The 26,058-nt window shown below is 73.8% G+C and carries 21 protein-coding genes; 9 read left to right on the top strand and 12 right to left on the bottom strand.

What is annotated here, in order from left to right; genetic code table 11:
- The first annotated feature begins 68 nt into the window (after positions 1–68).
- Complete coding sequence (locus ACZ3OF_RS15230) at positions 69–530, top strand: DUF4442 domain-containing protein (RefSeq protein WP_467304910.1); 462 nt, start codon at positions 69–71, stop codon at positions 528–530.
- Positions 531–623: 93 nt separating this feature from the next.
- On the opposite strand, the gene ACZ3OF_RS15225 is transcribed toward ACZ3OF_RS15230, so the two are convergent.
- From ACZ3OF_RS15225 to ACZ3OF_RS15215, 3 genes are all read right to left on the bottom strand, one after another.
- Positions 624–1,865 carry a vWA domain-containing protein gene (locus ACZ3OF_RS15225; RefSeq protein ID WP_467304908.1) on the bottom strand — a complete coding sequence of 414 codons (1,242 nt, stop codon included), beginning with the start codon at positions 1,863–1,865 and terminating at the stop codon, positions 624–626.
- The gene (locus ACZ3OF_RS15220) at positions 1,862–3,103 is read right to left on the bottom strand and encodes an AAA family ATPase (RefSeq protein ID WP_467304985.1); all 1,242 of its coding nucleotides are present in this window, start codon (positions 3,101–3,103) and stop codon (positions 1,862–1,864) included. Before ACZ3OF_RS15220 ends, ACZ3OF_RS15225 begins: the two co-directional genes overlap by 4 nt.
- A gap of 73 nt (positions 3,104–3,176) precedes the next feature.
- Entirely contained in the window at positions 3,177–4,577 is a 1,401-nt protein-coding gene (locus tag ACZ3OF_RS15215) for a hypothetical protein (protein WP_467304906.1), read from the bottom strand.
- A 196-nt stretch (positions 4,578–4,773) separates the two neighbouring features.
- Here ACZ3OF_RS15215 and ACZ3OF_RS15210 point away from each other — a divergent pair, with 196 nt between their 5' ends.
- Complete coding sequence (locus tag ACZ3OF_RS15210; protein WP_361678135.1) at positions 4,774–5,457, top strand: DedA family protein; 684 nt, start codon at positions 4,774–4,776, stop codon at positions 5,455–5,457.
- A 78-nt stretch (positions 5,458–5,535) separates the two neighbouring features.
- On the opposite strand, the gene ACZ3OF_RS15205 is transcribed toward ACZ3OF_RS15210, so the two are convergent.
- Positions 5,536–6,063: a gamma carbonic anhydrase family protein gene (locus ACZ3OF_RS15205; RefSeq protein WP_361678138.1), complete on the bottom strand. Its 528-nt coding sequence runs from the start codon at positions 6,061–6,063 to the stop codon at positions 5,536–5,538.
- A gap of 120 nt (positions 6,064–6,183) precedes the next feature.
- On the opposite strand from ACZ3OF_RS15205, the gene ACZ3OF_RS15200 reads away from it, so the two are divergent.
- On the top strand, positions 6,184–6,927 hold the full coding sequence (locus ACZ3OF_RS15200; protein ID WP_361678141.1) for an acyltransferase: 744 nt from the start codon (positions 6,184–6,186) through the stop codon (positions 6,925–6,927).
- A gap of 167 nt (positions 6,928–7,094) precedes the next feature.
- Here the strand turns inward: ACZ3OF_RS15200 and ACZ3OF_RS15195 are convergent, their stop codons facing one another.
- On the bottom strand, positions 7,095–7,964 hold the full coding sequence (locus ACZ3OF_RS15195) for a DMT family transporter (protein WP_361678144.1): 870 nt from the start codon (positions 7,962–7,964) through the stop codon (positions 7,095–7,097).
- A gap of 117 nt (positions 7,965–8,081) precedes the next feature.
- Between ACZ3OF_RS15195 and ACZ3OF_RS15190 the strand changes: the two genes are divergently transcribed.
- Together ACZ3OF_RS15190 and ACZ3OF_RS15185 are read left to right on the top strand one after the other, a co-directional pair.
- On the top strand, positions 8,082–8,654 hold the full coding sequence (locus ACZ3OF_RS15190) for a helix-turn-helix domain-containing protein (protein WP_467304900.1): 573 nt from the start codon (positions 8,082–8,084) through the stop codon (positions 8,652–8,654).
- A gap of 44 nt (positions 8,655–8,698) precedes the next feature.
- Positions 8,699–9,256: a YbaK/EbsC family protein gene (locus ACZ3OF_RS15185; protein WP_467304898.1), complete on the top strand. Its 558-nt coding sequence runs from the start codon at positions 8,699–8,701 to the stop codon at positions 9,254–9,256.
- 11 nt (positions 9,257–9,267) lie between these two features.
- On the opposite strand, the gene ACZ3OF_RS15180 is transcribed toward ACZ3OF_RS15185, so the two are convergent.
- Positions 9,268–9,690, bottom strand: coding sequence for a CoA-binding protein (locus tag ACZ3OF_RS15180; protein WP_361678150.1), 423 nt, complete (start codon positions 9,688–9,690; stop codon positions 9,268–9,270).
- A gap of 237 nt (positions 9,691–9,927) precedes the next feature.
- On the opposite strand from ACZ3OF_RS15180, the gene ACZ3OF_RS15175 reads away from it, so the two are divergent.
- From ACZ3OF_RS15175 to ACZ3OF_RS15160, 4 genes are all read left to right on the top strand, one after another.
- A complete protein-coding gene (locus tag ACZ3OF_RS15175) occupies positions 9,928–10,554 on the top strand; it encodes a YigZ family protein (RefSeq protein ID WP_361437610.1) in 627 nt (208 codons plus the stop codon).
- A 102-nt stretch (positions 10,555–10,656) separates the two neighbouring features.
- Positions 10,657–11,835 (top strand): exonuclease SbcCD subunit D, encoded by a 1,179-nt coding sequence (locus ACZ3OF_RS15170; RefSeq protein WP_361678152.1) that lies wholly within the window; start codon positions 10,657–10,659, stop codon positions 11,833–11,835.
- Complete coding sequence (locus ACZ3OF_RS15165) at positions 11,832–14,840, top strand: AAA family ATPase (protein ID WP_467304895.1); 3,009 nt, start codon at positions 11,832–11,834, stop codon at positions 14,838–14,840. The genes ACZ3OF_RS15170 and ACZ3OF_RS15165 overlap by 4 nt, the downstream gene beginning before the upstream one ends.
- Before the next feature lie 280 nt (positions 14,841–15,120).
- Entirely contained in the window at positions 15,121–15,858 is a 738-nt protein-coding gene (locus tag ACZ3OF_RS15160) for a hypothetical protein (protein WP_361678156.1), read from the top strand.
- Between the two features lie 80 nt (positions 15,859–15,938).
- On the opposite strand, the gene ACZ3OF_RS15155 is transcribed toward ACZ3OF_RS15160, so the two are convergent.
- The 6 genes from ACZ3OF_RS15155 to ACZ3OF_RS15130 all read right to left on the bottom strand — a co-directional run bounded on the left by ACZ3OF_RS15155 (position 15,939) and on the right by ACZ3OF_RS15130 (position 26,055).
- Positions 15,939–16,385, bottom strand: coding sequence for an Lrp/AsnC family transcriptional regulator (locus tag ACZ3OF_RS15155; protein ID WP_361678308.1), 447 nt, complete (start codon positions 16,383–16,385; stop codon positions 15,939–15,941).
- Positions 16,386–16,521: 136 nt separating this feature from the next.
- Positions 16,522–18,225: a DUF885 domain-containing protein gene (locus ACZ3OF_RS15150; RefSeq protein ID WP_361678159.1), complete on the bottom strand. Its 1,704-nt coding sequence runs from the start codon at positions 18,223–18,225 to the stop codon at positions 16,522–16,524.
- A 507-nt stretch (positions 18,226–18,732) separates the two neighbouring features.
- Positions 18,733–20,124 carry a GNAT family N-acetyltransferase gene (locus tag ACZ3OF_RS15145; protein ID WP_361678162.1) on the bottom strand — a complete coding sequence of 464 codons (1,392 nt, stop codon included), beginning with the start codon at positions 20,122–20,124 and terminating at the stop codon, positions 18,733–18,735.
- Between the two features lie 76 nt (positions 20,125–20,200).
- Complete coding sequence (locus ACZ3OF_RS15140) at positions 20,201–22,948, bottom strand: DUF7824 domain-containing protein (protein ID WP_467304891.1); 2,748 nt, start codon at positions 22,946–22,948, stop codon at positions 20,201–20,203.
- Positions 22,945–24,390 (bottom strand): SWIM zinc finger family protein, encoded by a 1,446-nt coding sequence (locus ACZ3OF_RS15135; RefSeq protein ID WP_467304889.1) that lies wholly within the window; start codon positions 24,388–24,390, stop codon positions 22,945–22,947. Before ACZ3OF_RS15135 ends, ACZ3OF_RS15140 begins: the two co-directional genes overlap by 4 nt.
- A 75-nt stretch (positions 24,391–24,465) precedes the next feature.
- Positions 24,466–26,055: an alkaline phosphatase D family protein gene (locus ACZ3OF_RS15130; RefSeq protein WP_467304887.1), complete on the bottom strand. Its 1,590-nt coding sequence runs from the start codon at positions 26,053–26,055 to the stop codon at positions 24,466–24,468.
- Positions 26,056–26,058: the final 3 nt, after the last annotated feature.

Genomic DNA, 26,058 nt, shown 5'->3' with positions numbered 1-26,058 from the left:
CCCGCCCCCGTACGGGCGGGCGGCGGACGGGGATGGCCATCGCTGCTACTCGCGGGTAACATCGGCGCATGAGCGCAGACCAGATGTCCGTCGGCGAGATGCTCGCCGCGACGGTTCCCATGGCCAGGACCCTCAACCTCGAGTTCCTGGAGACCACTTCCGAGCGTGCCGTGGTCCGCCTGCCGGACCAGGCCGACTACCACAACCACGTCGGCGGTCCGCACGCCGGAGCCATGTTCACCCTGGCCGAGTCGGCCAGCGGCGCGATCGTCCTGGCCGCCTTCGGCGACCAGCTGAACCGCGCGGTCCCGCTCGCGGTCACCGCCGAGATCGGCTACAAGAAGCTGGCCATGGGCGTCGTCTCCGCCACAGCCACCCTGGGCCGCCCGGCCGCCGAGGTCGTCGCCGAACTCGACGCGGGCGAGCGTCCGGAGTTCCCGGTCCACATCGCGATCACCCGCGAGGACGGCGCCGTGACGGGCGAGATGACGGTCGTCTGGACCCTGCGCCCGAACGGCCAGGGGAAGTAGCCCACGGCTCCACCGCGGCACGGCGGCCGGCCGGACCCGGTCGGACCGCCGTGCCGCGCCCCCGAGGCCGGCCCGCCTCGGAAGAGCTCCCGCCTAGCCGATGGTGACCACGCGGGCCCACGCCGGCGGCGTGTCCGGAACGTGGTCGGGGTCGCTCTCGTCGTACGCCCGGGAACGTCCCGCACGGGGGAAGAGCCCCACCACCGTCCGGCACGGGGGTGGGGCGCTCGGCCACGGGGTCTGGCCGTCCGTCAGGGCGACGATCACGTCCGGGCGGGGCTGCGAGCGGAGCGCCCTGGCGAAGCCCGCGCGCAGATCCGTACCCCCGCCGCCCACGAGCGGAATGCCCTCCGCACGGCACAGCGGATGCGCGACCCCGGCCGCCGCGTCGCACGACACCACGGTGACCAGATCGCGTCGGCCACCCACGGCGCGGGCGATCGCGGTGACCTCCAGGAGCGCGCTGCCCAGTTCGGCGTCGCTGACCGAGCCCGAGGTGTCGATGACCACGGTGACCCGTGGCGGCGTACGCCGCAGGCTCGGAAGCACGATCCCGGGCAGCGACGTCGAGCGCCGGGAGGGACGCCCATACGTGTAGTCGTCGCCCGCGCCCGGTCCCGAGGCCGCCGAACGGAGCGCCGCGCCCAGCAACTCCCGCCACGGCTGCGGCGGGTGGAACACCTCCTCCGCCCAGCGCTGCCACCCCTTCGGGGCATCCCCCGGCCGCCCCGAGATGCCCTGCGCCACCCGGAACCGCACCGCGTCCCGCTCCTGCGCGCTGAGACCGTTCGCCCCCTCGGGCCCCAGGTCCCACTCCCGCGCTCGGCCGTCCGCGCCACTGCCGCAGTCCAGCCAGGCAAGGCCCTGAGTCCACGGCCCGAGCCGGAACTGCCGTAGGTAGTCCTCCATCAACTCGCCCTCCGGCAGGTCCAGGGACGCCGGCACGACAGCGCCCTCGGGGCGGACGAGACCGTCACCGAACACGTCGTCGTTGATCTCCAGGTCCGCGGCGATGTTCATCCGCAACCGCTCCCCGGGACCGGTCAGACCGCGCTCCCGCGCCACCCGGTCGCCCCGCGCGTGGTGGTCGCGCAGCAGGTGGGACACCTCGTGCACCCACACGCCCGCCAGCTCCTCCACCGGGGTCCGGTCCACGAACCCGGGCGAGACGTAGCACCGCCAGTGCCGGTCCACCGCCATCGTCGGCACCTGGCGCGACTCCACCGTGTGCAGGGCGAACAGCGCCGTCGCCAGATACGGCCGGGCCCGTGCGGCATGAAGCCGGGCCGCGTACAGCTTCTCGAGGTCCAGCGCCCCCGCCACCGCGCCCGTCATCGGCTGCCCTTCGTGGCCAGGGCCGCCCGAGCCGCCCGGGCCGCCGCGTCGTCCGCCCGCCGCGACAGGGAGACCACGCCCGCGAGGCTCTCGATCGACGCCGGGACGTCCCAGTCCCCCTGGCGCAGCGAGGCGAGCGTCGTCGCGGGGACGACCACCAGGTCCGGCGCCCCGGTCTCCAGCGCCCGCACCAGAACCGCCCAGGCCGCGTCCCACCGGGCCTCGTCCGGCCGCGCGCGGACCGCGGCCACCACACCGTCCAGTACGGCCTGACGCAGATCGCCCCGCTCGGGGAGCTCGGCTGCCGACGGGTCGGCGAGCAGCACCTCGGGGTCCGGGAGGTCCAGGCGGTCCAGGCTCGCCATCAGCTCGAGGCCCGGACCGTCGCCCACCGCGCCCCGGACCAGCTGGGCCAGCACCTCGCGGGACGCGTCCGCCGCCGTCGCGAAGGCGATCAGACGGAGGGTCATCTCCCAGCTCCGGGGCGACGGCCACGGGCCGCCCCGGAGCGTCTCGCTGCCGGGCAGCCGGTGCACGAGCGCCGGCCTCGCGGTCAGCAGGCCGCACACCGCACGCCGGGCGAACTCCACGGCTCCCGGCAGCTTCTCCGGGTCCAGCCGGGGCAGGGTCGCCCGGGGCCATGTCCCGCCGAGCCCGCGGACCACGACCTCCTGGTCGTGGGACCACTGGAGATGAACGAACCGGTTGGCCAGGGGAGGGCTCAGCTCCCAGCCGTCGGCCGCCGACGACCGCGGGTTGGCCGCGGCCACGATCCGTACCCCGGGAGGCAGTCGGAGGGAGCCGATCCGCCGCTCCAGGACCAGCCGGAGCAGAGCGGCCTGAACGGACGGCGGCGCCGTGGACAGCTCGTCCAGGAACAGCAGCCCCCGCCCGGCCCTGACCAGACGCACGGCCCAGTCCGGCGGGGCCATCGGAACACCCTGTTCGGCGGGATCGTCGCCGATGACCGGAAGCCCCGAGAAGTCGGACGGCTCGTGCACGCTGGCGATGACCGTCGTCAGCGGAAGGTCCAGCTCCTCGGCGAGGCGCGTCAGGGCCGCCGTCTTGCCGATGCCCGGCTCGCCCCACAGGATCACCGGAAGGTCGGCCGCCACGGCCAGCGTCAGGGCCTCCAGCTGGGGGTCGGGACGCGGTTCGGTGACGGTGTCGTTCAGCAGGGCCAGCAACGTGCCGGCGACGTCGAGTGGGGAATCGGGGGCAGGGGCGTACGCGGACATCGTGGGCATGAGTGATCACCTTGGGGTTCGTGGGTGAGAAGTGGGTGCGGGGACGCAGCCCCGGGCGCGGGCGTCAGCGCGCGGTGCGCGCGTGGCGGGGGTGGGGGCGGTGGTCGCGGGGTCGGGCAGGCGCCGGACAGGCTCGGTGCGGGGCGGGGTCGGCCAGGCCGGCCCTGAACAGCCCGTAGGCGATCCGCCGCTCGGCCGCCGCCTCCAGCGCGTCGCGCAGCGCGCCGCCGCGGAGCATCGCCTCCGGGCCGAGCAGGCCCTCGACCACGGCCAGCGCACCGGCGATGTCACCGTGGTGCAGGCGTTCCCGGACACCGACCAGGCAGTCCGGGCGGCGGTGCGCCTCGTCGATCGCCCGCAGACAGGGCAGCGGGGTACCGCCCAGCGCCACGAGCAGTTCCTCACGGCGGATCTCGTCCGAGTCGTGGTCCAGGGCGGTCAGTGCGCCGTCGACGAGGCCGATCCGATGGCGGGCTCCCCGGCACTCCACGAACCGCGGTCCCGCGACCTCGTCCTCCCTCCGGTCGGACGGATCGGACCGCACGTGATCCGGTACGAGTGCGGAGGCGACCAGCGGGTGCAGCCGATCGGCCTCGATCGCACCGGCGCGGAGGAGGTCCAGATCGGGCAGCACCCAGGTCGCCGCGTCCGGCAGGACGGGCAGCGCGGAGCCGCCGCTCTCGGGGGAGGCCGAGACGATCCGCCACGCGGGCGCGGCGGCGGCACCGCCCCCGGACACGTCCAGGATCAGCGGGCGCCGGGGCCCGATGCGTACGGCGACGCGACCACCGGACCGGCCCTCGGCCCGGAGCAGATGCCCGGCCTCGGCGGCCCACCGTTCGACGGCGCAGCGGTAGCCCTCCGAAGCCGGAACCGGAACTTCGGGCCCCGCCGCCGGTGACCGGTCGGCCCCGGAGCGGATCCGCAGCTCGTCGGCCCTGCCCGCGTCCCACAGATGCCGATGCAGGTCGAGGCGGAACCTCCGGCTGGGCCGCGGGTGCGGATGGCCTCGGGCGGCGGTCTCGCGCGAGCCCGCGTCCCACAGGGCGAGGCTGATCCGCTGACCTCCGTCCGCCCACGCGGGCGGAGTGCGGGCGACGAGATGCACCGGGCCCGCGCGACCGGGCCCCGCCCCCTCGTACCGCGCCAGTGGGATCGTCAGCCCCGGGCGCAGCAGGCCGTGCGGAGCGATCCTCGGCAGGTGCCAGCGCAGCAGGTCAGGAGCCAGATGGCGGAGATCGCCCCGGACCCGGGTGGCGAGGTCCCGGCCATGGGTCCGGGCCACGGACCGCAGGTCGAGATCGACGTCCACGCGTGCGGCGGCGCACGCCCCGGCCCAGTCCCCGGCCTCGCGGCGGGCGGTCGCGGTCTCGATCATGGAGGGCGGCACGGCGAACTCGCGCACGCGCAGCCAGAAGGACAGAAAGGAAGGGCGGGAATCCCCGTACGCGGTGTGAGTGGACATCAGCACTCACCTTGCGCGGACGGGACCCCCCAACTCTGTACGGAGTGAGTCGTCATCGCGGCGGAGCGTATCGCGCCCCGCCGGGGCCGACCAGCCATTTACGCACTCGGCGGGCGGCCGGGGGTCTTCGTGCGACCAGGTAGGCTGCCCCGGCGCGCGCGACGCGGCGCGCGCCTCGACACGGGAGGAATCCGCGTTGCACGTCCAGGAATGGCTGGAGACGATCCCCGCGGGCGCGATCTACGCGCTGGTGGGAGTGGTGATCGGGCTCGAGAGCCTGGGGATCCCGTTGCCCGGCGAGATCGTCCTCGTCAGCTCGGCCCTGCTCGCCTCCCAGCACGGTGACATCAATCCGTACGTCCTCGGTGCCTGCGCCACCGCCGGGGCGATCATCGGCGACTCGATCGGGTACGCGATCGGCCGCAGGGGCGGGCGTCCGCTGCTGGCCTGGCTGGGCAAGAAGTTCCCGAAGCACTTCAGCGAGGGCAACATCGCGCTCGCGGAGCGGTCCTTTGAGAAGTGGGGCATGTGGGCCGTCTTCTTCGGCCGCTTCGTCGCCCTGCTGCGGATCTTCGCCGGCCCGCTCGCGGGTGTGCTGAAGATGCCGTACTGGAAGTTCCTGATCGCCAACGTCTTCGGCGGCATCCTCTGGGCGGGCGGTACGACGGCCGTCATCTACTCGGTGGGCATCGTCGCCGAGGCGTGGCTCAAGCGCTTCTCGTGGCTGGGTCTGGTGCTCGCCGTCCTCGTCGGCGTGACCTCGATGCTGGTCCTGAAGAACCGCGCCAAGAAGGCCGCGGCCCAGACCGGGACGCAATCGGGGGCGAAGGCGGAGAGCGAGACGGCCGCGGAGCCGGTGCCGGTGCCGGTGGCGGACTGACCGGGAGCACTCCGTATCTCGGCGCGGACGCGCAAGGGCGCGGTGGCCTCACGGCCGCCGCGCCCTTCTGCGTCGGTCTCAGTCCTGGAAGGCCTCGGCGTGGCCCTTGGCCAGGTGGAGGTACATCTCGGCGTTGAGGCGGATGCCCGCCTGCTCCTCCTCCGTCAGGGGGCGCCGGACCTTCGCCGGGACGCCGGCCACGAGCGAACCCGGCGGGATCTCCATCCCCTGCGGGACGAGCGCCTGCGCGGCGATCAGCGAACCGGCACCGACACGGGCCCCGTTGAGGACCGTGGCGCCCATGCCGACCAGGACGTCGTCCTCGATGGTGCAGCCGTGGACGGTCGCGTTGTGGCCGACCGTCACGCGGTCGCCGATCGTGACCGGGAAGCCCGGGTCGACGTGGACGGTGCAGTTGTCCTGGATGTTGGAGTCCTCGCCGACGACGACGGGGCCGCAGTCCGCCCTCAGCACCGCGTGGTACCAGACGCTGGCGCGGGCACCGAGCGTGACGTCACCGAGCACGACGGAGGTCGGCGCGGTGAAGGCCGTCGGATCGACCTGCGGCACCTTGCCGCCCACGGCCCTGATCAACGCCTCTGTCATGGTTCGCTCCTGATCCCTCGTGATTGCGTCGCGCCTCCACGGCACCCTAGTCGTGGCCCATGACGGACATCACAGGGCACCCCACTGATCAGGCACGACAGTGCCGACTACCGTGTGTGGGTGCCCAGGAACAGAAACACGTTCTCCTCTCTCACCGCCTGGCGGCGCCGCGTTCTCGCCCGCGCCGTGCAGGGCGGGTGGCGCTGGGTGCAGGAGGCCGGTGCCGTGACCGCCGACAGCCCGGGGCGGCTGCGCTTCAAGCGTCTCGGCGCGGGCACCCGGCTGGCCTTCCCGCAAGGGACGGTCTTCGGTGAGCGGTGGATCGAGATCGGCGAGTGCTGCATCATCGCCGAGCAGGTCACCCTGACCGCCGGGATGCTGCCCGGACTCGACCTCGGTCCCGACACGGTCCTGACCCTGGGGAACGGCGTCGTCCTGGGGCGCGGCAGCCATGTCATCGCCGACACCTCGGTGACGATCGGCTCGGACACGTACTGCGGGCCGTACGTCTACATCACCTCGACCAACCACAGTTACGACGACCCGGACGAGCCGGTCGGCAGGCAGTGGCCGCGCTCCGAGCCCGTCGAGATCGGGCCGGGCTGCTGGCTGGGCACGGGCGCCGTGATCCTGCCCGGCGCCAAGCTCGGCCGGAACGTGGTGGTCGCGGCGGGCGCGGTCGTACGGGGCGAGGTCCCGGACCACTCGGTGGTGGCCGGGGCTCCGGCGAAGGTGGTGCGCAGCTGGGACCCGGAGCGGGGCTGGCAGCCGCCGCTGCGGACCCCGGCGCCGACGCCGGTTCCGGACGGTGTGACGCACGAGCAGCTCGCCGCGCTCGCCGCCTGGGACCTCGCGGAGGGCTGACCCGACGCGGAGGCTGACCCGACGCGGAGGGCTACCCGCGGCGGAGGCCCGACCCGAGGCGTGGCTGCCCCCGCGCGTGGATGCCCCCGCGCGTGGCCGACCCGAGGGCGTGGGCTGACCCGAGGTTCCGCCCGGGCGCCGGGGAGGAGCGACGGAGTACGTCCTCGTCAGCCCGTCGCCAGCAGCACCGTGCCGACCAGGGCAAGACCCGCGCCCGCCGCCTGGACCGCGCGGAGCCGCTCCTTCAGCACCCCGCGCGCGGCCAGCGCCGTGACGACCGGGTAGAGGTTCGCCAGCACCGCCGCGACGGTCACGGGCCCGTTCTGCGCCGCGATCGAGTACGTACCGTTGGCGGCGACGTCCGCGAGGCCGACGAAGGCCAGCGCCGGGAGGGCCGCCCACACGACCTTCATCCCGCCACCGTCCTCGGGCAGCGCCCGTCCGCCACGCTTCACGGAGACGAACAGCGCGCCGCCGCCCACCGCCACGTTCGTCACCCGCTGGACGAACAGGGCGAGGAACAGGCCGGTCAGGGTCGAGGACGCCTCCGCGATCAGGGCCATCACCGAGCCGAACCCGAAGGCCGCGACCAGCGTGAGGAGCACCGCCTGACGCTGCACGGGCGCGCCGCGCAGCTCGGGCCCGCCGGCGAGGACGATGCCGACGATCGCCACACCGATCCCGGCGAACTGCAGAAGCCCGGGCCGGTCGCCGATGAGCAGGCCCACCGAGACCGGGACGACGACACCGAGCGAGCCGAGCGGGGAGACCACGCCCATCGGGCCGAGCGCCAGGGCCTTGTAGAAGGCGAGCATCGCGACCGGACCGACCAGGCCCGCCGCGACGGCGTACCAGAGCTCGGGGCCCACCTCGCGCCAGGCGCCGGTGGCGATCACGATCGCGCCGAGGACGACGACCGCGATCGTCTGCGAGACCACGACCACCGTGAGGGCGGGCATGCGCCGGGTGAGCAGCCCGCCGCCGAAGTCGGCCAGGCCCCAGAGCAGGGCGGTGGCCAGGGCGAACAGCGCAGTCATGGATCCTCGCAGGGTGGCGGTCTCGCAGTACAGTGCGGTGGACAGCTGAGTACACCGCGATAGACCACACCGTAGTTCAGTCTGTTGAACTCTGTCATTCAAAATATTGGACGGAATGTGTCGGACCTCGATCAGCTCACGCAGTCGCTCGCGCGGAATCTGAAGCGGTGGCGCAATGAACGCGGTTTCACGCTGGACGCGCTCGCCGCACGGGCGGGCGTCAGCCGCGGCATGATCATCCAGATCGAGCAGGCCCGGACGAACCCCAGCGTCGGCACGACCGTGAAGCTCGCGGACGCGCTCGGCGTCTCGATCACCACCCTCCTCGACTACGAGCAGGGCCCCCATGTCCGCCTCGTCCCGCCCGGCCAGGCCGTGCGCATGTGGTCCACGTCGACCGGCAGCCACACGACCCTTCTCGTCGGCACCGAGGCCCGCGGCCCGCTGGAGCTGTGGTCCTGGACGCTGATGCCGGGCGACGGCAGCCCCTCCGACCCGCACCCCGACGGCACCACCGAGCTGCTGCACGTCACGGCCGGGGAACTCACCCTCGTCGTCGAGGGGGAGGAGCACCGCATCCCGGCCGGCACCTCCGCCGTCTTCGAGGCCAACGTGCCGCACGCCTACCGCAACGACGGCACGGAGACAGCCGAGATGACCATGGCCGTCTCCATCCCGCCCGCACGCTGAGACGCTCCCGTCGGGGGAGCGCCCCACTTGTTAGCGTGGCCGGCGTGCGCGCACCCATCGGAGACTTCGACCACGCCGTTCCCGCCCCCGAGTGCCTGGACCGGCTCACCGAACCGGTGGCCGCCGCCGTACGCGCCTGGCGGGGAGCCGTCCCCGCCGATCAGCTGCTGTACGTCGACACGGATCCGGACATCGCCGACACGGCCGTCTTCGTCGAGACCCACGGCCGTGAACTCCTCGACCAGTCCGCGAACTGCGTGATCGTCGCCGGAAAGCGCGGCGATGTGACGACTCTCGCCGCCTGCGTCGTGCGCTCCGCCACCCGGGTCGACGTCAACGGAGTCGTCCGCAAGCACCTGGGCGCACGGAAGGTGAGCTTCGCGCCCATGGACACGGCGACCGGCGAGAGCGGGATGGAGTACGGCGGCATCACCCCGATCGGACTCCCGGCGGACTGGCCCGTCCTCGTCGACGCGGCCGTCGTCGACATCCCCTGGGTCCTCGTCGGAAGCGGCCGGCGGCGCGGCAAGCTCATCGTGCCGGGCAAGGCCTTCGCCCAACTGCCCGGCGCCGTGGTCCTGGAGGACCTGGGCGTGGCCTGACGCGCCGAGCCTTACGGGAGCAGGGGGATCTCGATGGCGGGGCAGCGGTCCATGACCATGTCCAGCCCCGCCTCGCGGGTCCGTTCGTACGCCGCCTCGTCGATCACGCCGAGCTGGAACCACACCGCCTTGGCGCCGACGGCGACCGCCTCGTCGGCGACCTGTCCCGCGTGCTCGCTGTTGACGAACACGTCGACCACGTCGACCGGGAACGGGATGTCCGCGAGCGAGGCGTAGCCCCGCTCGCCGTGGACCGTCTCCGCCTTCGGGTGCACGGGCACGATCCGCTTGCCGTACCGCTGGAGCACGGCGGCGACCCCGTAGGCCGCGCGCCTCTGATTCGACGAGAGGCCCACGACCGCCCACGTGTCTCCCGTGGTGGTCAGGATCTTCCGTACGATCTCCGACTCCGTGGCCGCCGTACCGACGCTCATCCGCTGCCTCCCGTGGCTCGTCCTCCTCCACAACGAGCCACGGCCACCGGTGATTCCCGCGGATGCGGACCCTCCCGCCCAGCCGGGCGGGCGCGGGCCGCTCCCGTGAGTCGCGTAACACTCGCCTCGGCCGGCCCCCCGCCCCCGCGGGCCCTGCCGCCCGCGGACCTCGGCGAGGAGCGGCCGGAGCGGTCGGCCGGGGGCGGAGGCGCGTTCCCGGGCGCATAGGGTGGCGGGATGCAGGAGCAGTACCGCACGCTCGCCCGCGAGGGCGTGCACGAGACCGAGATCAACCGCTCGCGCTTCATCTGCGCGCTGGCACCGGTGGCGACCGAGCAGGAGGCGCAGGACTTCGTCGCGCGCATCCGCAAGGAGCACCCGACCGCCACGCACAACTGCTTCGCGTACGTCATCGGCGCCGACGCCTCCGTCCAGAAGGCGAGCGACGACGGCGAGCCCGGCGGTACGGCCGGTGTCCCGATGCTCCAGATGCTGATGCGGCGCGAGGTGCGGTACGTCGCCGCCGTCGTCACCCGCTACTACGGCGGCGTGAAGCTCGGCGCGGGCGGTCTGATCCGGGCGTACGGCGGGGTCGTCGGCGAGGCCCTGGACGCGCTCGGCACCCTCACCCGGCAGCGCTTCCGCCTCGCCACCGTCACCGTCGACCACCAGCGCGCGGGCAAGCTGGAGAACGACCTGCGGGCGACGGGCCGCAGCGTGCGCGACGTGCGCTACGGCGAGGCCGTCGCCATCGAGATCGGACTCCCGGACGCCGACGTGGAGGCCTTCAGGGCCTGGCTCGCCGACGTCACGGCCGGCACCGCGCGCGTGGAACTGGGCGGCGAGGCGTACGGCGATGTCTGAGCGCCCGGACCGGGTGGTGACCACCGTGCGCGCGGTCCCGAGCGCCCCCGGATCTCCCCAACCCCCGGCGGTTGTCCGACCCCACCGATACGCTCCTCGATCATGAGATTCCTGCATACGTCGGACTGGCACCTGGGACGGTCGTTCCACCGGGTGAGCCTGCTCGACGCCCAGTCCGCGTTCCTGGACCACCTGGTGGCCACGGTGCGCGCGCGTGACGTGGACGCGGTCCTGGTCGCCGGGGATGTCTACGACCGGGCCGTGCCGCCGCTCACCGCCGTCGAGCTCTTCGACACCGCCCTGCACCGGCTCGCCGAGGCCGGAGTGCCGACCGTCATGATCTCCGGCAACCACGACTCGGCCCGCCGCCTCGGCGTCGGCGCCGGTCTCATCGAGCGGGCCGGCATCCACCTCCGTACCGACCCGGCCGGCGTCGGGACGCCCGTCATGCTCGACGACGCCCACGGATCCGTGGCGCTCTACGGCCTGCCGTATCTCGAACCGGCCCTCGTGCGTGAGCGGTTCGGCGCCGCCAAGGCAGGGCACGAGGCGGTGCTCTCCGCCGCCATGGACCGCGTCCGCGCCGACCTCGCCACACGGCCCGCCGGCACCCGGTCGGTCGTCCTCGCACACGCCTTCGTCGCCGGCGGCGAACCGAGCGACAGCGAACGGGACATCACGGTCGGCGGTGTGGCCGCCGTCCCCGCCGGAGTCTTCGCCGGCGTCGACTACGTGGCCCTGGGCCATCTGCACGGCAGCCAGACCGTCACCCCACGCGTCCGGTACTCCGGCTCACCCCTCGCGTACTCCTTCTCCGAGGTCCACCACCGCAAGAGCACGTGGCTGATCGACCTCGGGGCCGACGGGGCCATCGAGGCGGCCGAGCGCGTCGACTGCCCCGTGCCCCGGCCCCTCGCCCGGATCCGCGGCCGGCTCGACGACCTGCTCGCCGACCCCGCGCTCGTACGGCATGAGGAGTCCTGGGTCGAGGCGACCCTCACCGACCCCGTGCGCCCCGCCGAGCCCATGGCCCGGCTCGCCGAACGCTTCCCGCACACCCTGAACCTCGTCTTCGAGCCCGAGCGCACCGAGAGCGACCCGCTCGCCTCGTACGCCCAGCGGCTGCGCGACCGCAGCGACCAGCAGATCGCGGAGGACTTCGTGGCCCATGTGCGGGGCGGCGCCGGACCCGACGACACCGAACGCACCGTGCTGTACGGCGCCTTCGACGACGTACGGGTGGACAGCGCCGTACAGGAGCGCGAGGTGGGCGTCCGGTGAGACTCCACCGCCTCTCCGTCACCGCCTTCGGACCGTTCGGCACCACCCAGGAGATCGACTTCGACGCCCTGTCCAGCGCGGGCCTCTTCCTGCTCCACGGCCCCACCGGCGCGGGCAAGACCTCCGTTCTCGACGCCGTCTGCTACGCCCTGTACGGAGCCGTGCCCGGTGCCCGGCAGTCGCCCGGCACCTCGCTGCGCAGCGACCACGCCCCGGCCGGCACGTACACCGAGGTGACGCTCGAACTGACCGTGGGCGAGCGGCGGTTGGAGATCACCCGGCGGCCCGCCCAGCCACGCCCGAAGCGGCGCGGCGGCGGCTTCACCACCGAGAAGGCGCAGAGCTGGCTGCGCGCGTACGACTCCGGCACCGGCGCGTGGGCCGAGCTCAGCCGCTCCCACCAGGAGATCGGCGAGGAGATCACCCAGCTCGTCGGCATGAGCCGGGACCAGTTCTGCCAGGTCGTGCTCCTGCCGCAGGGGGACTTCGCCCGCTTTCTGCGGGCGGACGCGGAGGCGCGCGGCAAGCTGCTCGGGCGGCTCTTCGACACCCGCCGCTTCGCGGCCGTGGAGGAGCGGCTCGCCGATCTGCGGCGCGCTGCCGAACAGCAGGTACGGGCCGGGGACGAGCGGCTGCTCGCGCTCGCCCACCGGATCGCGCAGGTCACCGGCGGCGCGGTCGTCGACGAGCGGCCCGGCGAGCCCGGGCTCGCCCAGGCCGTCCTGAGCCTGGCGGCCGTGGCGCGCTCCGAGGCGCGCGAGGCCGTCGACATCGCCGACTCGGCCGTCCTCGCCGCCGAGTCGCGGCAGGCCGCCGCCCGCCGGGTGCTCGACGCCGAACGGGACCTGGCGGCCCGTCAGGCACGGTACGCCGAGACGCGGCGGCGACAGGAGGCGCTGGAGGCGAGCAGGCCCGGGCGGGACCGCGCGCAGGCGGTGCTCGACCGGTCCCGCAAGGCCGATCTCGTCGCGCCCGCCCTCGGCCTGCGCGCCGACGCGGAGCGCGAGCACGCGGCCGCGCGTGCCGCCCGGGAGCAGAGCCGGGGCCGCCTGCCCGCGGACCTCGCCGACGCGGGAGCCGAGCAGCTCTCCGCCCTTGAACGGCGGCTGCGCGAGGAGCTGGGCGGGCTCGAGTCCGCTCGCCGCGCGGAGCGGCGCAGCGCCGAGATCTCCGGGGAGCGCACGGACCTGAAGCGGCAGGCCCGCGCCGACGACGAGATCCTCCACGAAGCGGCCGACTGGCTCGGCGGCTGGGAACGCCGCCGGGCGGAGCTGACCGCTCGGATCGAAGCCTCCCAGGAGGCCGCCGCCCGCGCCGAGCATCTGGCCGGCCGGCTCGAACCGGCCCGGCGACGGCTGTCCGCCGCCCGCCGCCGTGACACGCTCGCCGCGCAGGCCGCCACCGCCGAGTCCCGGCTGACGGCCGCCCGCGAGCGCCGCAACGAAGCCCACGAGGCGTGGCTGGACGTCAAGGCCCGCCGCCTCCAGGGCATCGCCGCCGAACTGGCCGCGGCCCTCACCCCCGGCGCGCCCTGCCAGGTCTGCGGCTCCGCCGACCATCCGGCCCCCGCCCGCACGGGCACCGACCATGTCGACCGCGCCACGGAGGACGCCGCCTACGAGGCCTTCAGCCGCGCGGAGGAGTCCCGCACGGCGGCCGAACGGGACACGGCGGCCACCGCCGAAGCGTGGGCGGCGGCCCGCGCGGAGGTCAGGGAGGGAGCCGCGGACACCACCGAGCCGACGGTCGGCGAACTGGCCGGCGAGGTCGACGAGCTGACCCGCCTGCACGCCGACGCCCACGCTCTCGCCGCGCAGACGCACGGCATCCGGGAGACCCTCGCGCGGGCCGAGAGGGAGTACGAGAGCCGGGTCCGCGCACAGCGGGACGCCGAGCGGCGCGTCGCCGCGCGGACCTCGCAGCGGGAGGCGCTCGACCGGGAGCAGGCCGCCCTGGACGCCGAAGTGGCCCGGGGGCGCGGCGAGTCCGGGAGCGTCGCCGAACACGCCTCACGGCTGGAGCGGAAGATCGCCATCCTGGTCGACGCCGCCGAGACCGTACGCTCCGTGGAGCTCGGCGCCCAGCGCCTGAAGGAGGCCGACGACCGGCTCGCGAACGCCGCCTTCCGCGCCGGGTTCGACACCCCCGCCGAGGCTGCCGGCGCGCTCCTGGCCGACGGCGAACACCGCGCGCTCCAGCAGCGCCTGGACGCCTGGCAGGCGGAGGCGGCCGCGATCGCCGACCGGCTCGCCGAGCCGGAGACCCGGGCCGCCGCCGAACGCCCGCCCGCCGATCCTTCGGCGGCCGAGGCAGCGCACACCGCCGCCGAACGTGCCCTGCGGGACGCCACGTCGGCCCTCGCCGCCGTCCGCGACCGAGCCGCCGAACTGGCGCGGCTCTCCCGGCAGGCCGACACCGAGGTCCGCCGCCTGGGACCGCTGCGCCAGGAGTACGACCGGGTCGCCCGCCTCGCCGGGCTGACCGCGGGCACCTCCGCGGAGAACGAACGCAAGATGCGTCTGGAGTCGTACGTCCTGGCGGCCCGGCTGGAGCAGGTCGCGGCCGCAGCCACCGCCCGGCTCCAGCGCATGTCCTCAGGCCGCTACACCCTCGTGCACTCCGACGCCCGCTCCGGCGGCAGGCGAGCGGGCCTCGGCCTCCACGTCGTCGACGCCTGGACGGGCAACGAGCGGGACACGGCCACTCTCTCCGGCGGCGAGACCTTCTTCGCCTCGCTGGCCCTCGCGCTCGGCCTCGCCGACGTCGTCACCGACGAGGCGGGCGGCGTCCGGCTCGACACCCTCTTCATCGACGAGGGCTTCGGCAGCCTGGACGACCAGACCCTCGACGAGGTGCTCGACGTCCTCGACTCCCTCCGCGAACGGGACCGCAGCGTCGGCATCGTCAGCCACGTCGGGGACCTGCGCCGCCGCATCCCTGCCCAGCTGGAGGTGGTCAAGGAGCGGACGGGGTCGGTCGTCCGGCAGAAGGGGGCCGGTGCCTGACCCGCAGGTGTCGGCGGCACCGTGCCATTGCTTGAGGCGGTGGCAGCCGGCGTTCGACGACGTTGCGCCGTCGGTGAGCGGTCTTGCCGAACGTGCGGGGCGGGGGTGATCCGGTCGCGCCACGGCAACGGCCGGGCAGCGGCCCGGCGACGAGCCGGGCCCGACGCTGCCCGTCTCCGCGAGGCCGACAGAATCCTCGTGCGGCTGACGTCGTGTGGCCGAGTTCCCGGCGACAGGGGGGCCGCCGGCTTTACCCACAACTCGGATCAGGGGGCAACAGATGGACGCGAGTGTCACTTCGGCCTTGATCGGGGCCGTCGCCGTGGGCGGCACGGCTCTGGGAACGGTGCTCGGCGGATGGGTCCAGGCCCGTGGCGGCCAGGCTCAAGCCAAGGCTGCCCGGCAGGCCGCCCAGATAGCGGCGGAGGCTACGCACCATCAAGCTCTGTACGACCGCCGCTGGTCGCTCCTGGCGGCTTACCTGCGAGCCGCCAGCGAATGCATGGAGGGTGCGGACCAGCTCTACACCACGGACTCTCTGCCGGAGGCCCGGCGGCGCTGGCACGCGTTCACGCTCGCCCATGCCGAGGCCGAACTCGCGGCGCCTGCGGCGCTTCTCGATCCCATCGACGAACTCCGTAAGGGCGTAGGACGCATGTACTGGACGGCTCAGCAGTCCGCCCCCGCCAAGCGGGCGCTGAACGAGCTGCGCAGGCGGGCGAAGCAGGGGGAAGCGGCAGCGGTCCAGGCGCGGGAAGCGGTCGAGAGACTCTGGGAGGTGGATCATCACGTACCCCTTGCGCAGCGGGAATCGTCTCCGGAGTACAGGGACGCGGGGCAGGCTCTCGACGACCTTCCCGGATTCGGCAGCGAGCAGGCGGCTCTCCTGCTGAACAGGACGCAACAGCAGTGGGAGGCCGCCGGCCGCGACAGGGAGACGCGGAAGGAGGACCACCATCTGGCGCGCCGGGAGCTGGTGTCGGCCGCGCGGAACGTGTTCGGCACGGACCGCTTCTGATGAACTCTTCAGGCGCCACGATGCGCCGCGAGCCAGGCAACCGGTCGGCCTCCGTATGAACGGCCCCAGCCGGTACTCGGTCAGCGGCTGACGGCGCGTCGGGGGAGAGGTGAGGAGTACACGACGCTGGTCGTCACCGAACCCAGCGTGCCGACCTTCCCGGAGATCTCCTCCAGGTGCTTCATGGACCGCGCGGCGACCTTGAGCACGAAGCAGTCGTCGCCGGTCACATGGTGCGCCTCGAGGACCTCCGGAGTGGAGGCGAGAAGATCGTGGAACGGCTTGTAGTTGCCGTTCGGGTAGCGCAGCCGGACGAACGCGAGGATCGGGAGCCCGAGCCGCTCCTGGTCGATCACGGCCGTGTAGCCGGTGATCACCCCGGCCTCCTCCAGCCTGCGCACGCGCTCCGTCACCGCGGAGGCCGACATGGAGACGGCGCGGGCCAGCTCGGTGAAGCTGGCCCGGCCCTGGGCCTGCAGGGCGTCGAGGATGCGCCAGTCGGTGGCGTCCGGGGTGTACTCGGTCATGGCGGTCATGACCGAGATGGTGCAGGGGAATCCCCGGCCGATCAAGCGATCCCCGGGGAGTTCTCACGGTCCGGGACGCGGACCGGGCGAGATTCCTCGCCGGGCCCGCTCCCGTGCCGGGATCCTCGCCGGGCGGTCAGAGGCGCGAGATCTCCTCCACGAGGTCGTCCAGGCCCAGCGGGCCCTGCGACAGAGCTGCCATGTGCCACGCCTTCGCGTCGAACGCGTCGCCGTGCGCCGCCTGCGCGTTGGCGCGCCCGAGCAGCCACGCACGCTCGCCCAGCTTGTAGCCGATCGCCTGCCCCGGCATCGAGAGATAGCGGGTCATCTCGCTCTCGACGAAGGCCGGCGGACGGCTGCTGTGCCGCTGGAAGAACTCCTGCGCCAGCTCCGGCGTCCACTGCTCACCCGGGTGGAACGGCGAGTCCGCCGGGATCTCCAGCCGCAGGTGCATGCCGATGTCCACGATCACCCGGCAGGCGCGCATCATCTGCGCGTCCAGGTAGCCGAGGCGCCGCTCCGCGTCGGGGAGGAAGCCGAGTTCGTCCATCAGCCGCTCCGCGTAGAGGGCCCAGCCCTCCGCGTTGGCGCTGACCCCGCCGATCGTCGCCTGGTAACGGGAGAGCTGGTCGGCGACGTGCACCCACTGGGCGATCTGGAGATGGTGGCCCGGCACGCCCTCGTGGTACCAGGTCGACACCAGGTCGTACACGGGGAAGCGGGTCTGGCCGTCGACCGGCAGCCAGGTGCGGCCGGGCCGGGAGAAGTCCTCCGACGGGCCGGTGTAGTACGGCGCGGCGGCGCCGCCCGGCGGGGCGATGCGCGACTCCACCTTCCGTACCCGCTCGGCGAGTTCGAAGTGGGTGCCGTCCAGCGCCTCGATCGCCTCGTCCATCAGGTTCTGCAGCCAGACCCGGACCTCTTCGACGCCCTCGATGTGGGTGCCGTGGACGTCGAGGTGCGCGAGCGCCTCCCAGGGGCCGGAACCCGGCAGGATGCGCTCGGCCTCGGTACGCATCTCACCCAGGAGCCGGTGGTACTCGGACCAGCCGTACGCGTAGGCCTGGTCGAGGTCCAGGTCGGTTCCGTTGAAGTAGCGCGACCACCGCTGGTACCGCTCGCGGCCCACCGTGTCCGGCGCGCCGGCGACGGCGGGGGCGTACACGTCGCGCATCCAGTCCCGCAGCGCCACGACCGCGCCGGTGGCGCCACGGGCCGCCGAGGCCAGCTCCGTACGCAGCTCCGGGCCGAGGGCGTCGGGAGCCGCGGCGGCGAACTCCTCGAACCAGCCCGGGCCTTCGCCCTCCCCGCCCGACCACTCCGTCAGCTGCCCGACGAAGGTCGCGGTCGGCCGCGGTCCGCCCAGGAGCTTGCGCTCCAGGCCGAGCGCCAGCGAGGCGCGGTAGCCCTCCAGCGCCGTGGGAACCGCGCGCAGCCGCTGTGCCACGGCCTCCCAGTCCTCCTCGGTCCCGGTCGGCATCACGGTGAACACCATGCGCACGCTGTGCGCGGGGGACCGCATGTTGCTGACCGCGCAAAGGCCCTCATCGGCCTCGTGGACGGCGAGCTCGGCCGTCAGACGTTCCCGCAGCAGACGGGCGCAGCGCCGTTCGGCGTCGCTGTCCGCGCCCGGCAGCCGCTCGGCCTCGTCGAGCCGGGCGAGGGTGCGGCGGGCGAGGTCGGCCACCACTTCCTGGCCTGCCGGTGAGAAGTCGGGGAGGAGGCCCGCGCTCTCTTTGACTCCCAGGTATGTACCGGTGATCGGGTCGAGTTCGATGAGAGCGTCGACGTAGCTGTCGGCGACCTGGCGGGGCAGCGCGCTGCTGGAAGTCTCTGGCATGAGGTTCATCCTGGGCCCTCCACGGTCCTCGCGTCACCCTCAATCGATCTCACTAGGCCGACAAATGAGCGCTCGGAACGGGTGGTCCGTACCGGTTCCGTGAGGGGCCCGGCCGGGAGTCGACGCGCGTCACCCGCGCTTGCGCTCGACGGACGGGCCGATCAGTTCGCGCCGGGACGGACGCACCTGGCGGGTACGGAACCTTCAAGCCCTCGACCGACTTTGGCCGGATCCTGTCGGCGGCGGGGCTCCGGCGGGGGACGGCGGGTGCCTCGCCCACCTCGGCGGCGAGCTCGCGGTGGGCGGTCGGGTGTCGGTCGGGGAGGCGGAGAACGTACGGCTCGGGCCGGGGCCGGTGGAAGGTATCCGGCCACGTGCCGTGGGTCGCTTTTTCGACACCCCGGGTACACCCCGGCTCAGGCGTCCCCTCCGGCCCCTTCCGCCCCTCAGGCCTCCGCCCCTCCGGCCCCCTCCGCCCCTCCGGCTCGGCCTCCGGCCCTCAGGTCCTCAGCGCTCGCCCAGCGGCAGACGGCTCCGCCTCGGAGCCGAGGAGAGGCGGGCGGTGATGACCAGGGTCCCGTCCTCGATCTGGTAGTCGAGGGGGAGGTTCAGGGCCCGCATCGCGGCCACCATGCCGGTGTTGGACGACTGCGTCACGGCGTAGACGCTCTCGCAGCCGGCCTCGACGGCCATCGCGACCAGTCGGCCGAGGAGCTCGGAGCCGATGCCACGGCGCTGCCAGTCGTCTTCGACCATCAGGGCGACCTCCGTCTCGTCGCCGTCCCAGAGCAGATGGCCGAGGGCGACCAGCCGGCCGGAGGTCGTCTGCACGGCGAGGGTGCGGCCGAAGCGGGGGCTGAGCAGGTGGTCGAGGTAGCGGTCGGCGTCACCGACCGGGCCGTGGTACCGCAGGCCGAGCGTCCGCTCGGAGCAGCGGTCGTGCATGGCGCGCGCGGCGACGAGGTCGCGCTGGTCGGCGCGGCGGACGGTGATCTCGTTGCCCTCGGGCAGAGTGAGGACGTCCTGGCTGCGCGGGATGCGCGGACCGAGCCGGGCGTCCAGCTCGACGAGCGCCCGGGCGCGGGCGAACTCGGTCGGGGTGAAGGGCAGATAGGGCCGCTCGATCGTGATCACGCCGCCGTTCGGGTCGCGCAGGCGCATCACCGTCTCCTCCAGTACCCCCTCGACGGGTGCGGTCTCGCCCGTGGGGCGGCCGGTGAGGGAGACGGCGGGAAGCGAGTGGATGGAGCAGCGGCCGAGGAGCTGGCGCAGGGCGAGCGGGAGTTCGGCCGCGTCGAGCGCGGTCCTGGTGGCGAGTCCGAGCAGCCGGGTCGGGGTGTCCACGAGGTCATGGGCGTCGGCGCGCTCGATCCAGGTGTGGGTGCCGCCGGCCCTCGCGATCTCCCGGGTCAGGTCGCTCGCCTGGAGGCCGGCGGGGGCGCGCAGCAGGAACTCGTCGACGGTGCCCTCGGCGAGCGGGTGGGTCTGGAGGGTCAGGATGTCCACGTCGTGATGGGCCAGTGCCGTGCACAGCGCGGCCAGACTGCCCGGGGTGTCGCGGACCGTGGTCCGCATCCGCCAGAGGGCCGTCTCGACGGACTCACGCTCCGGTGAAGAGGCGTCCGTGGCCGCCGACAGCGGGGTCGGCCCGCTGCCGCCGGGATCACCGATGGGCGGCGCATGACTGTGGCGCCGAGCCCACCAGGTGTGGAAGGTGGCCGTGGCGATCAGCGCGATCGCCGAGAACACGAGCATGTACGGACCGTCGGCGCCGCGGACGACGGTCTTGGCGATGGTGTCGGCCACCACCACGGCGGTGAAGAGGGCGGCGAGTTCGATCAGGTCCCGCCGCCAGTGGTGCGGGCGGCGGGAGCTCTTCGCAGAAGTCACATCGGTCATGACCTCACTGTGACCCAGCGGTGTTGCGTGATCACGAACGCTTTGTGACTGACGGGTTAAGCGCCGATCTGGGGGCTTACTGGTCGTTTTCGGCCACTTGTGTCGTCTCCTGATCGGTCTCCTGAGGGGTGTCTGACGCACCCGCACGGAGTGCCTTCCGCAGCCGCCGGGCCTGGACGACGAGCTGGGAGGAACCACGCCGGTCCGCCACCGCGTCCAGTCCCGCCGGCTCCCCGCCCGCCCCGCACCGCTCCACGCAGTCGGCGGCGACGGCAAGCAGGTCACCGAGCCCTCGCACCGGCTTCCCGGCCGCGAGCAACGCGGGGAGGAGGGGCGCCAGTACGGACCAGGTCGTGCCGTACGCGCCCGTCGCCGCGGCCGTGCGGGCCGCGTCCGCGAGGCGGCTGGTCTTGACCGTGCCCTCGCCGACCAGCCCGGCCAGCGTCCCGCCGAGCCGGAGCGGATCCAGATCGCCGCGCGCCGCCAGGACGAGCAGCGTGTCCACGGCGTTCAGTCTGTCCTCCGTGTGCCGGCAGCCGAGCGCCAGCGCCAGGGCGAGGTGGGTCGCCGCACCGACCGGGCCGTCGGCCTCGGCCAGGGCCGCCATGCCCCAGGACGTGCCGCGTTCGTCCCAGTCGACCCCGCCCGCGAGCACGGGCAGCAGCCAGGTCGCCAGGGTCTCCCGGTCGTCCGGCACGACACCCGGCCAGTTCCGCCGTTCCCCGATCCAGTGGTGGCAGCGGCCGTGGGCCTCGGTCTCGGTGCCGCCGAGCCACCGGAACACGGGCGGGAACTCCTCCCGTACCGTCCGGCGCTCGCGGATCCTCAGGACGAACCGGTCCGTCAGCGACGCCGTGCCCTCCTTCACGGCCTGTCCCCGGGCGAGGAACCGCAGACCGGGGGCGAGGGAGACGTCCGCCTTCAGCCAGTCGGCGAGGCGGTCCCCGGCCCGGGTGCCGAGCACCGAGGCGCCGACCGCCGCCTCCGTGGCCGACGGGTCGCCCCTACGGACCCGCAGCAGTGCCTGCGCGAGGTCGGTGGGGGCCGGCTCGACGCCCGCGTCACGGTAGGCGCGCAAGCGCTCCACCAGTACGGAGGGCTCGATCGCCCCGGTGTGCCAGGTGGGCGCGGCGAGAAGGAACGGCAGCCTGTCCGTGCCGATGAGGGCCGCGACCTCCCACAGCCGGGCGTCGACCACCGCGTCCAGGGCGCCGTGCACGCAGGACGAGGGCGACCGGCCGCGGACCCGGGCGTCATGGATACGGGACGGCCGCACCCGGCCCATGAGCGCGGCCATCACCACGTCCACGCCGTGCGTCGCGTGGGCGAAGTGGTCCCGCAGGTCGCCCTCGTCGCCCGCCCACCAGGCATCGGCGAAGGTCCTCGCCACGGCCGCGGTCAGCTCCTCGCGGTCGCGGTGGGCATGGCGCACGAGCCCGTCGAGGGCCCGCTCGAACTCCTCCGGCGTCGCGTCCGCCCGGCCCTTGGAGACGGTCACCAGATCCTCGACCAGCTCCGCGACCGTGGCGGCCGGAGCCGCCACCCGCCTCGGCTCCGGCACGGGGGGCAGCGTCTCCTCGTACGGAAGGTCGTCGGCGAGACCCGTGGCGCCGAACAGCTCCGCGGCCGCCTCGCGATGTGCCGGGCTCAACACGGCTGCGGCGCCCGCCAGTTCCTCCCGCACCTGCTCGTCCACCTCGGGGAGGTACCGTCCGACGAGCTTCAGCGCCCGCTCCTGGATCCCCGTGTCCTCGTGCCCGAACGCCTCCGCGACCACGGGCAGCAGCTCGGCCGCCGCACCCGGGGCCTTCCGCAGCTCCTTCGTCAGAAGCGTCAGTTGCGCCCGGACGAGTTTCTTCTCCGTACGGAACAGCACCTGACCGGACATCTCGGCCAGCTCCGCCGTCGCCAGCTCGCCGACCCCCGCGAGTCCCGCCAGGACCTCCTGCGCGTACGCGGCGACCGGCGACGGCGCGTCCGCGGCCATCCCCATCCAGTCCGCTGTCCGGCCCCGCCGTTCCCCGGGTGTCAGGTCCAGGAGCTGGAGCAGGGCGAGCGGGAAGCGCAGATCCCGCGCCCGGCCGCCGCGCAGCAGCCGCGCCACGCAGCCGTCCACCAGGGACGCGCGGTCGAGCACGCCCTCCGCGGCGAGCTTCGCGAGCGCCGTCGGCCAGTGCGTGGGGGCCCCGGGGTCCACGGACCAGGTGAGCCGGTCCGGAGTCTCGATCATGTCCAGGATGCGGGGCACCAGCAGCGGTGTGTGGGGGTCGGCACGGAGCTCCTCCAGGAGCCGTCGCCCGCTCACCGCGCCCGTCCAGCCGAGGACATAGCCGTCCGTCGTCGGCACGGCACAGCCCGAGCGCGTCACCAGCTCGCGCACCAGCCGGTACTCGCCCTCCGTCACGGCCGGCCGCTCGGCGAGCCGCTGCGCGACGTCACCCAGCCAGACCGGGTCGCGGTCGGCGAGCACGTCCAGGACGAAGTGGCTCGTGCCCCGGGCCCAGTTGTTGAGGTCCCGGCCCCCGATCCAGGCGGCGGCCGCCGCCGCGCCCGTATGGCAACCAGCCCCGGCGACCCGGAGCGCCTTCTGGACCGGAACCTGCTCGTTCCACCGGCTCCAGCTCCAGCCGCGGACCTCGGTCCGCAGAGCCTTGAGTTCCACGAGGGCCGTCTTCCGGTCGTCGGCCCCCAGCTCCTTCAGCAGCCCGGGAACGTCCTGGACCCGCCCCGCCCGTACAGCGGTCAGCAGCTTGTTCACCGCACGTCCCTCCCGCGCCGCGGTCAGCCGCGCCTTCAGCGCGGTCGGGTCGAATCCGTCGCTCATCGCGCACCACCGAAGGACTCGACTCCGGCCGTCGCGGAGACGGCTGCCCCGGTCACGGCGTCGTTCACGGCAGCCGTCGCCGCCCCGGCCACCGCACTTCGCCGGGCCATCCGCACCGCGAGCGCGTGCTTGCACGGGCCGCGGCGGCCCCGGTAGTCCGCCCACCACTGGCAGGTGCAGGTCAGCGTCCCGTCCGACTCCCGCACCTGGTAGCGCCGTTCACCCGAGGCGACCGTGGCCAGGGCGCCGTCGAGGACGACCGCCCCCTCCGTCACGAGGGCGCGGGCCGCCACGAGCCGGGGGTTGTGCCGCTCGGCGCGGTCCGCGTCGTACGGCAGCTCCCGGTGGAAGTAGGCGGCGTCGGCCACGTCGTACCCCACGCGTCCGGCGGTCCCCAGCCGGGTCAGCGCGGCCCGCACGCGGTCCACGGGAAGGCCCGACCGGTCCCCCAGCTCGGCCAGGTCGATCTTCGGCTCCCATGAGAGCAGTACCGAGAGCAGCTCGGCGTCCTGCGCGGCCTCCTCCGTGGCCAGTGCTTCCAGGACCCCGCCCTCTCCGGAGAAGCCCCGCGAGGCGTCGGGCGAGAGCGTGAGCGTCAGGCGCATCCCGGGCAGCGTCACCTCCCAGGCGCTCGCCGTCGCGACACCGTCCGGAACCGGCCCGTACACCCGAAGCGCCGTCGCGTGGCGCAGCACCCGCTCCAACGCCCCCAGTCGATCGGGCCCCGGCAGACAGACCGCCCCCGCGACCGGCCGCGTCGTCGGCCGCAGCGTCCGGCCGGACTGGACGACCCAGAGCGGCCCCCGCCGCCCCGCCCCCTGCGAACGCGGCAGCGAGCGCAGGAACCGCACCGCCTCCGCGCCCGTCAGCTCGGCCCGCAGATCGAAGCCCGCCGAGGCCACCTGCGCCTCCGCGAAACCACGCAGCCAGCGGTCCGGCAGCGGAACCTTCTTCTCCACGACCGCGCCCTCGATCGTCGTCACCGCCAGCTCCTCCGGGCCGACCCGCAAGTGCAGCGGATCGCTCCCCGTCATCCGCGACAGGGCCTCGCGCAGCGGGTTGTTGACATCCACATTGGTGGTGCCGTGCCCGGTCGTGGCGCCGTCGAGCCCTTCGCTCAGGACGTCGAGCCGGGCGTAGACCCCGCCGCAGCCGGAGAACGACTCGAACCGCAGCCGGTCGCCGTTCCCCGTCACCACCGGGTCGAGTGATCCCGGCCGTATCCGCTGGTGGTAGCGGGCGGCCGCCACGTCCGCCACCGCCAGCAGACCCCGCGCGGCGATCTGCGGGGACGTCAGGAACCCGGCGAAGAAACGGGGGTGCGCCTCGGCGCCGGCGGGCGTGAGACCCCCGGAGGTCTCCAGGCCGAGGAGCTGTCCGTCCCCGGAGGAGCGCAGGGCGGACGGGCGTGAGTAGGCGAGCGCCTGTACGGATCGCGTCATGACGAAAACGCTAGGACCCACCACTGACAACGGCCCCGAACACCTGCCGGGGACAGGCACCCCGTCCCGGGCCGCCTACTGCCCGACCCGCCCCGGCCGGAGCACCTTGCTGAAGAGGACCGTCCCGCCCTCCGCGCGCAGCCGGACCGTCAACTCCCCGCTGCCGCCGTCGATGTCGACCTCCCCGAAGTACTGCGGTGACTCCATCGGCGACTGGTTCGCCCGCTCCGGCGCCCGTACGAAGACCCGCTCCGGCCCGAAGGTGGAGTCCAGGGCGTTGGCCGGGAAGCCGCCCGCGGCCAGCGGACCCGAGACGAACTCCCAGAACGGCGCGAAGTCCTTGAAGGCGGCGCGCTCCGGGGCGTAGTGCTGTGCGGAGGTGTAGTGCACGTCTGCTGTCAGCCACATCGTGCCGGTGATCCGGCGGTGCTTGATGAACCGCAGCAGCTCCGCGATCTGCAGCTCCCGGCCGAGCGGCGCGCCCGGATCGCCCTGGGCGATCGCCTCGATGTTCGCCGAACCGTCGGGGACGACGAGGCCCAGCGGCATGTCGGCGGCGAGCACCTTCCACACCGCCCGGGAGCGGCTCAGCTCCCGCTTCAGCCAGGCCAGCTGCTCCGCGCCGAGGATGCCCGTCGTGTCGTCCGCCTGCCGGCCGGGGGAGTTGGCGTTGCGGTACGAGCGCATGTCCAGGACGAAGACGTCCAGCAGCGGGCCGTACCGCACCACCCGGTGCATCCGGCCCTCGGCGCCGCCACCGCGTGCGTGGAGCGTGGAGACCGGGAAGTACTCGGCGAACGCCCGGGAGGCGCGGGCCGCGAGCACGTCCACGTCCTTCTCCGCGTAGCGGGCGTCGTCCAGGATCTGGCCGGGGTACCAGTTGTTGCGGACCTCGTGGTCGTCCCACTGGACGATCGACGGCACCTGCGCGTTGAACGCGCGCACGTTGTGGTCGAGCAGGTTGTAGCGGAAGTTGCCGCGGTACTCGTCCAGGGTCTCGGCGACCTTCGCCTTCTCCGGCGTCGTGACGTTCCGCCAGATCCGGCCGTCCGGCAGCGTCACGCTCGGCTGGAGGGGGCCGTCCGCGTAGATGGTGTCGCCGCTGCACAGGAAGAAGTCCGGGTTCAGCCGGCGCATCTCCTCGTACGCCCGGAAGCCGCCGATGTCCGGGTTGATGCCCCAGCCCTGCCCCGCGATGTCGCCCGACCAGAGGAAACGCACCCCGTCGCGCCGCCGTGCCGGGGCCGTACGGAACGTGCCGACGACCGGTTCGCCGGTACGGCGCGGGTCGTCCGGGTCCGCGAGGGTGACCCGGTAGTGGATCTGCTCGCCCGCGGGCAGCCCGCGCAGCGCCGTCGTCCCGGTGAAGTCGCTGCCCGTCCCCAGCAGGGGCCCGACATGGCGCTGCGTACGGCGGAACGCTTCGCTCGACGACGTCTCCACGATCATCCGGGCGGGCCGGTCCGAACGGACCCAGACCAGACCCGAGGAGGCGGTCACATCACCCGTCTGCACCCCCCAGGCGGCCCGCGGCCGCCCCGAGAGCGCCAGTGCAGGGGCGGCGGCCGCGGCGCCGCCGAGGGTGAGCGCCGCCGACGCGGCGAGCGAGCCGCGCAGCACGCTGCGGCGGGCGGGTGACGGGCCTTCGGGGACGGAGCTGGACATCGA

Source organism: Streptomyces sp. NPDC022552 (genome assembly GCF_055561875.1).
The sequence above is the reverse complement of the archived record's forward strand: the minus strand, read 5'-3'. Positions and strand labels throughout refer to the sequence as shown.

What these genes read in the sequence shown, in the direction of transcription:
- ACZ3OF_RS15175 (WP_361437610.1), top strand. Translation starts at nt 9,928, where the DNA reads ATGCAGGAGCAGTACCGCACGCTCGCCCGCGAGGGCGTGCACGAGACC.
- ACZ3OF_RS15155 (WP_361678308.1), bottom strand. Translation starts at nt 16,385, where the DNA reads ATGACCGAGTACACCCCGGACGCCACCGACTGGCGCATCCTCGACGCC.
- ACZ3OF_RS15215 (WP_467304906.1), bottom strand. Translation starts at nt 4,577, where the DNA reads ATGTCCACTCACACCGCGTACGGGGATTCCCGCCCTTCCTTTCTGTCC.
- ACZ3OF_RS15205 (WP_361678138.1), bottom strand. Translation starts at nt 6,063, where the DNA reads ATGACAGAGGCGTTGATCAGGGCCGTGGGCGGCAAGGTGCCGCAGGTC.
- ACZ3OF_RS15195 (WP_361678144.1), bottom strand. Translation starts at nt 7,964, where the DNA reads ATGACTGCGCTGTTCGCCCTGGCCACCGCCCTGCTCTGGGGCCTGGCC.
- ACZ3OF_RS15160 (WP_361678156.1), top strand. Translation starts at nt 15,121, where the DNA reads ATGGACGCGAGTGTCACTTCGGCCTTGATCGGGGCCGTCGCCGTGGGC.
- ACZ3OF_RS15140 (WP_467304891.1), bottom strand. Translation starts at nt 22,948, where the DNA reads ATGAGCGACGGATTCGACCCGACCGCGCTGAAGGCGCGGCTGACCGCG.
- ACZ3OF_RS15225 (WP_467304908.1), bottom strand. Translation starts at nt 1,865, where the DNA reads ATGACGGGCGCGGTGGCGGGGGCGCTGGACCTCGAGAAGCTGTACGCG.
- ACZ3OF_RS15135 (WP_467304889.1), bottom strand. Translation starts at nt 24,390, where the DNA reads ATGACGCGATCCGTACAGGCGCTCGCCTACTCACGCCCGTCCGCCCTG.
- ACZ3OF_RS15230 (WP_467304910.1), top strand. Translation starts at nt 69, where the DNA reads ATGAGCGCAGACCAGATGTCCGTCGGCGAGATGCTCGCCGCGACGGTT.
- ACZ3OF_RS15145 (WP_361678162.1), bottom strand. Translation starts at nt 20,124, where the DNA reads ATGACCGATGTGACTTCTGCGAAGAGCTCCCGCCGCCCGCACCACTGG.
- ACZ3OF_RS15180 (WP_361678150.1), bottom strand. Translation starts at nt 9,690, where the DNA reads ATGAGCGTCGGTACGGCGGCCACGGAGTCGGAGATCGTACGGAAGATC.
- ACZ3OF_RS15150 (WP_361678159.1), bottom strand. Translation starts at nt 18,225, where the DNA reads ATGCCAGAGACTTCCAGCAGCGCGCTGCCCCGCCAGGTCGCCGACAGC.
- ACZ3OF_RS15220 (WP_467304985.1), bottom strand. Translation starts at nt 3,103, where the DNA reads ATGTCCGCGTACGCCCCTGCCCCCGATTCCCCACTCGACGTCGCCGGC.
- ACZ3OF_RS15130 (WP_467304887.1), bottom strand. Translation starts at nt 26,055, where the DNA reads ATGTCCAGCTCCGTCCCCGAAGGCCCGTCACCCGCCCGCCGCAGCGTG.
- ACZ3OF_RS15170 (WP_361678152.1), top strand. Translation starts at nt 10,657, where the DNA reads ATGAGATTCCTGCATACGTCGGACTGGCACCTGGGACGGTCGTTCCAC.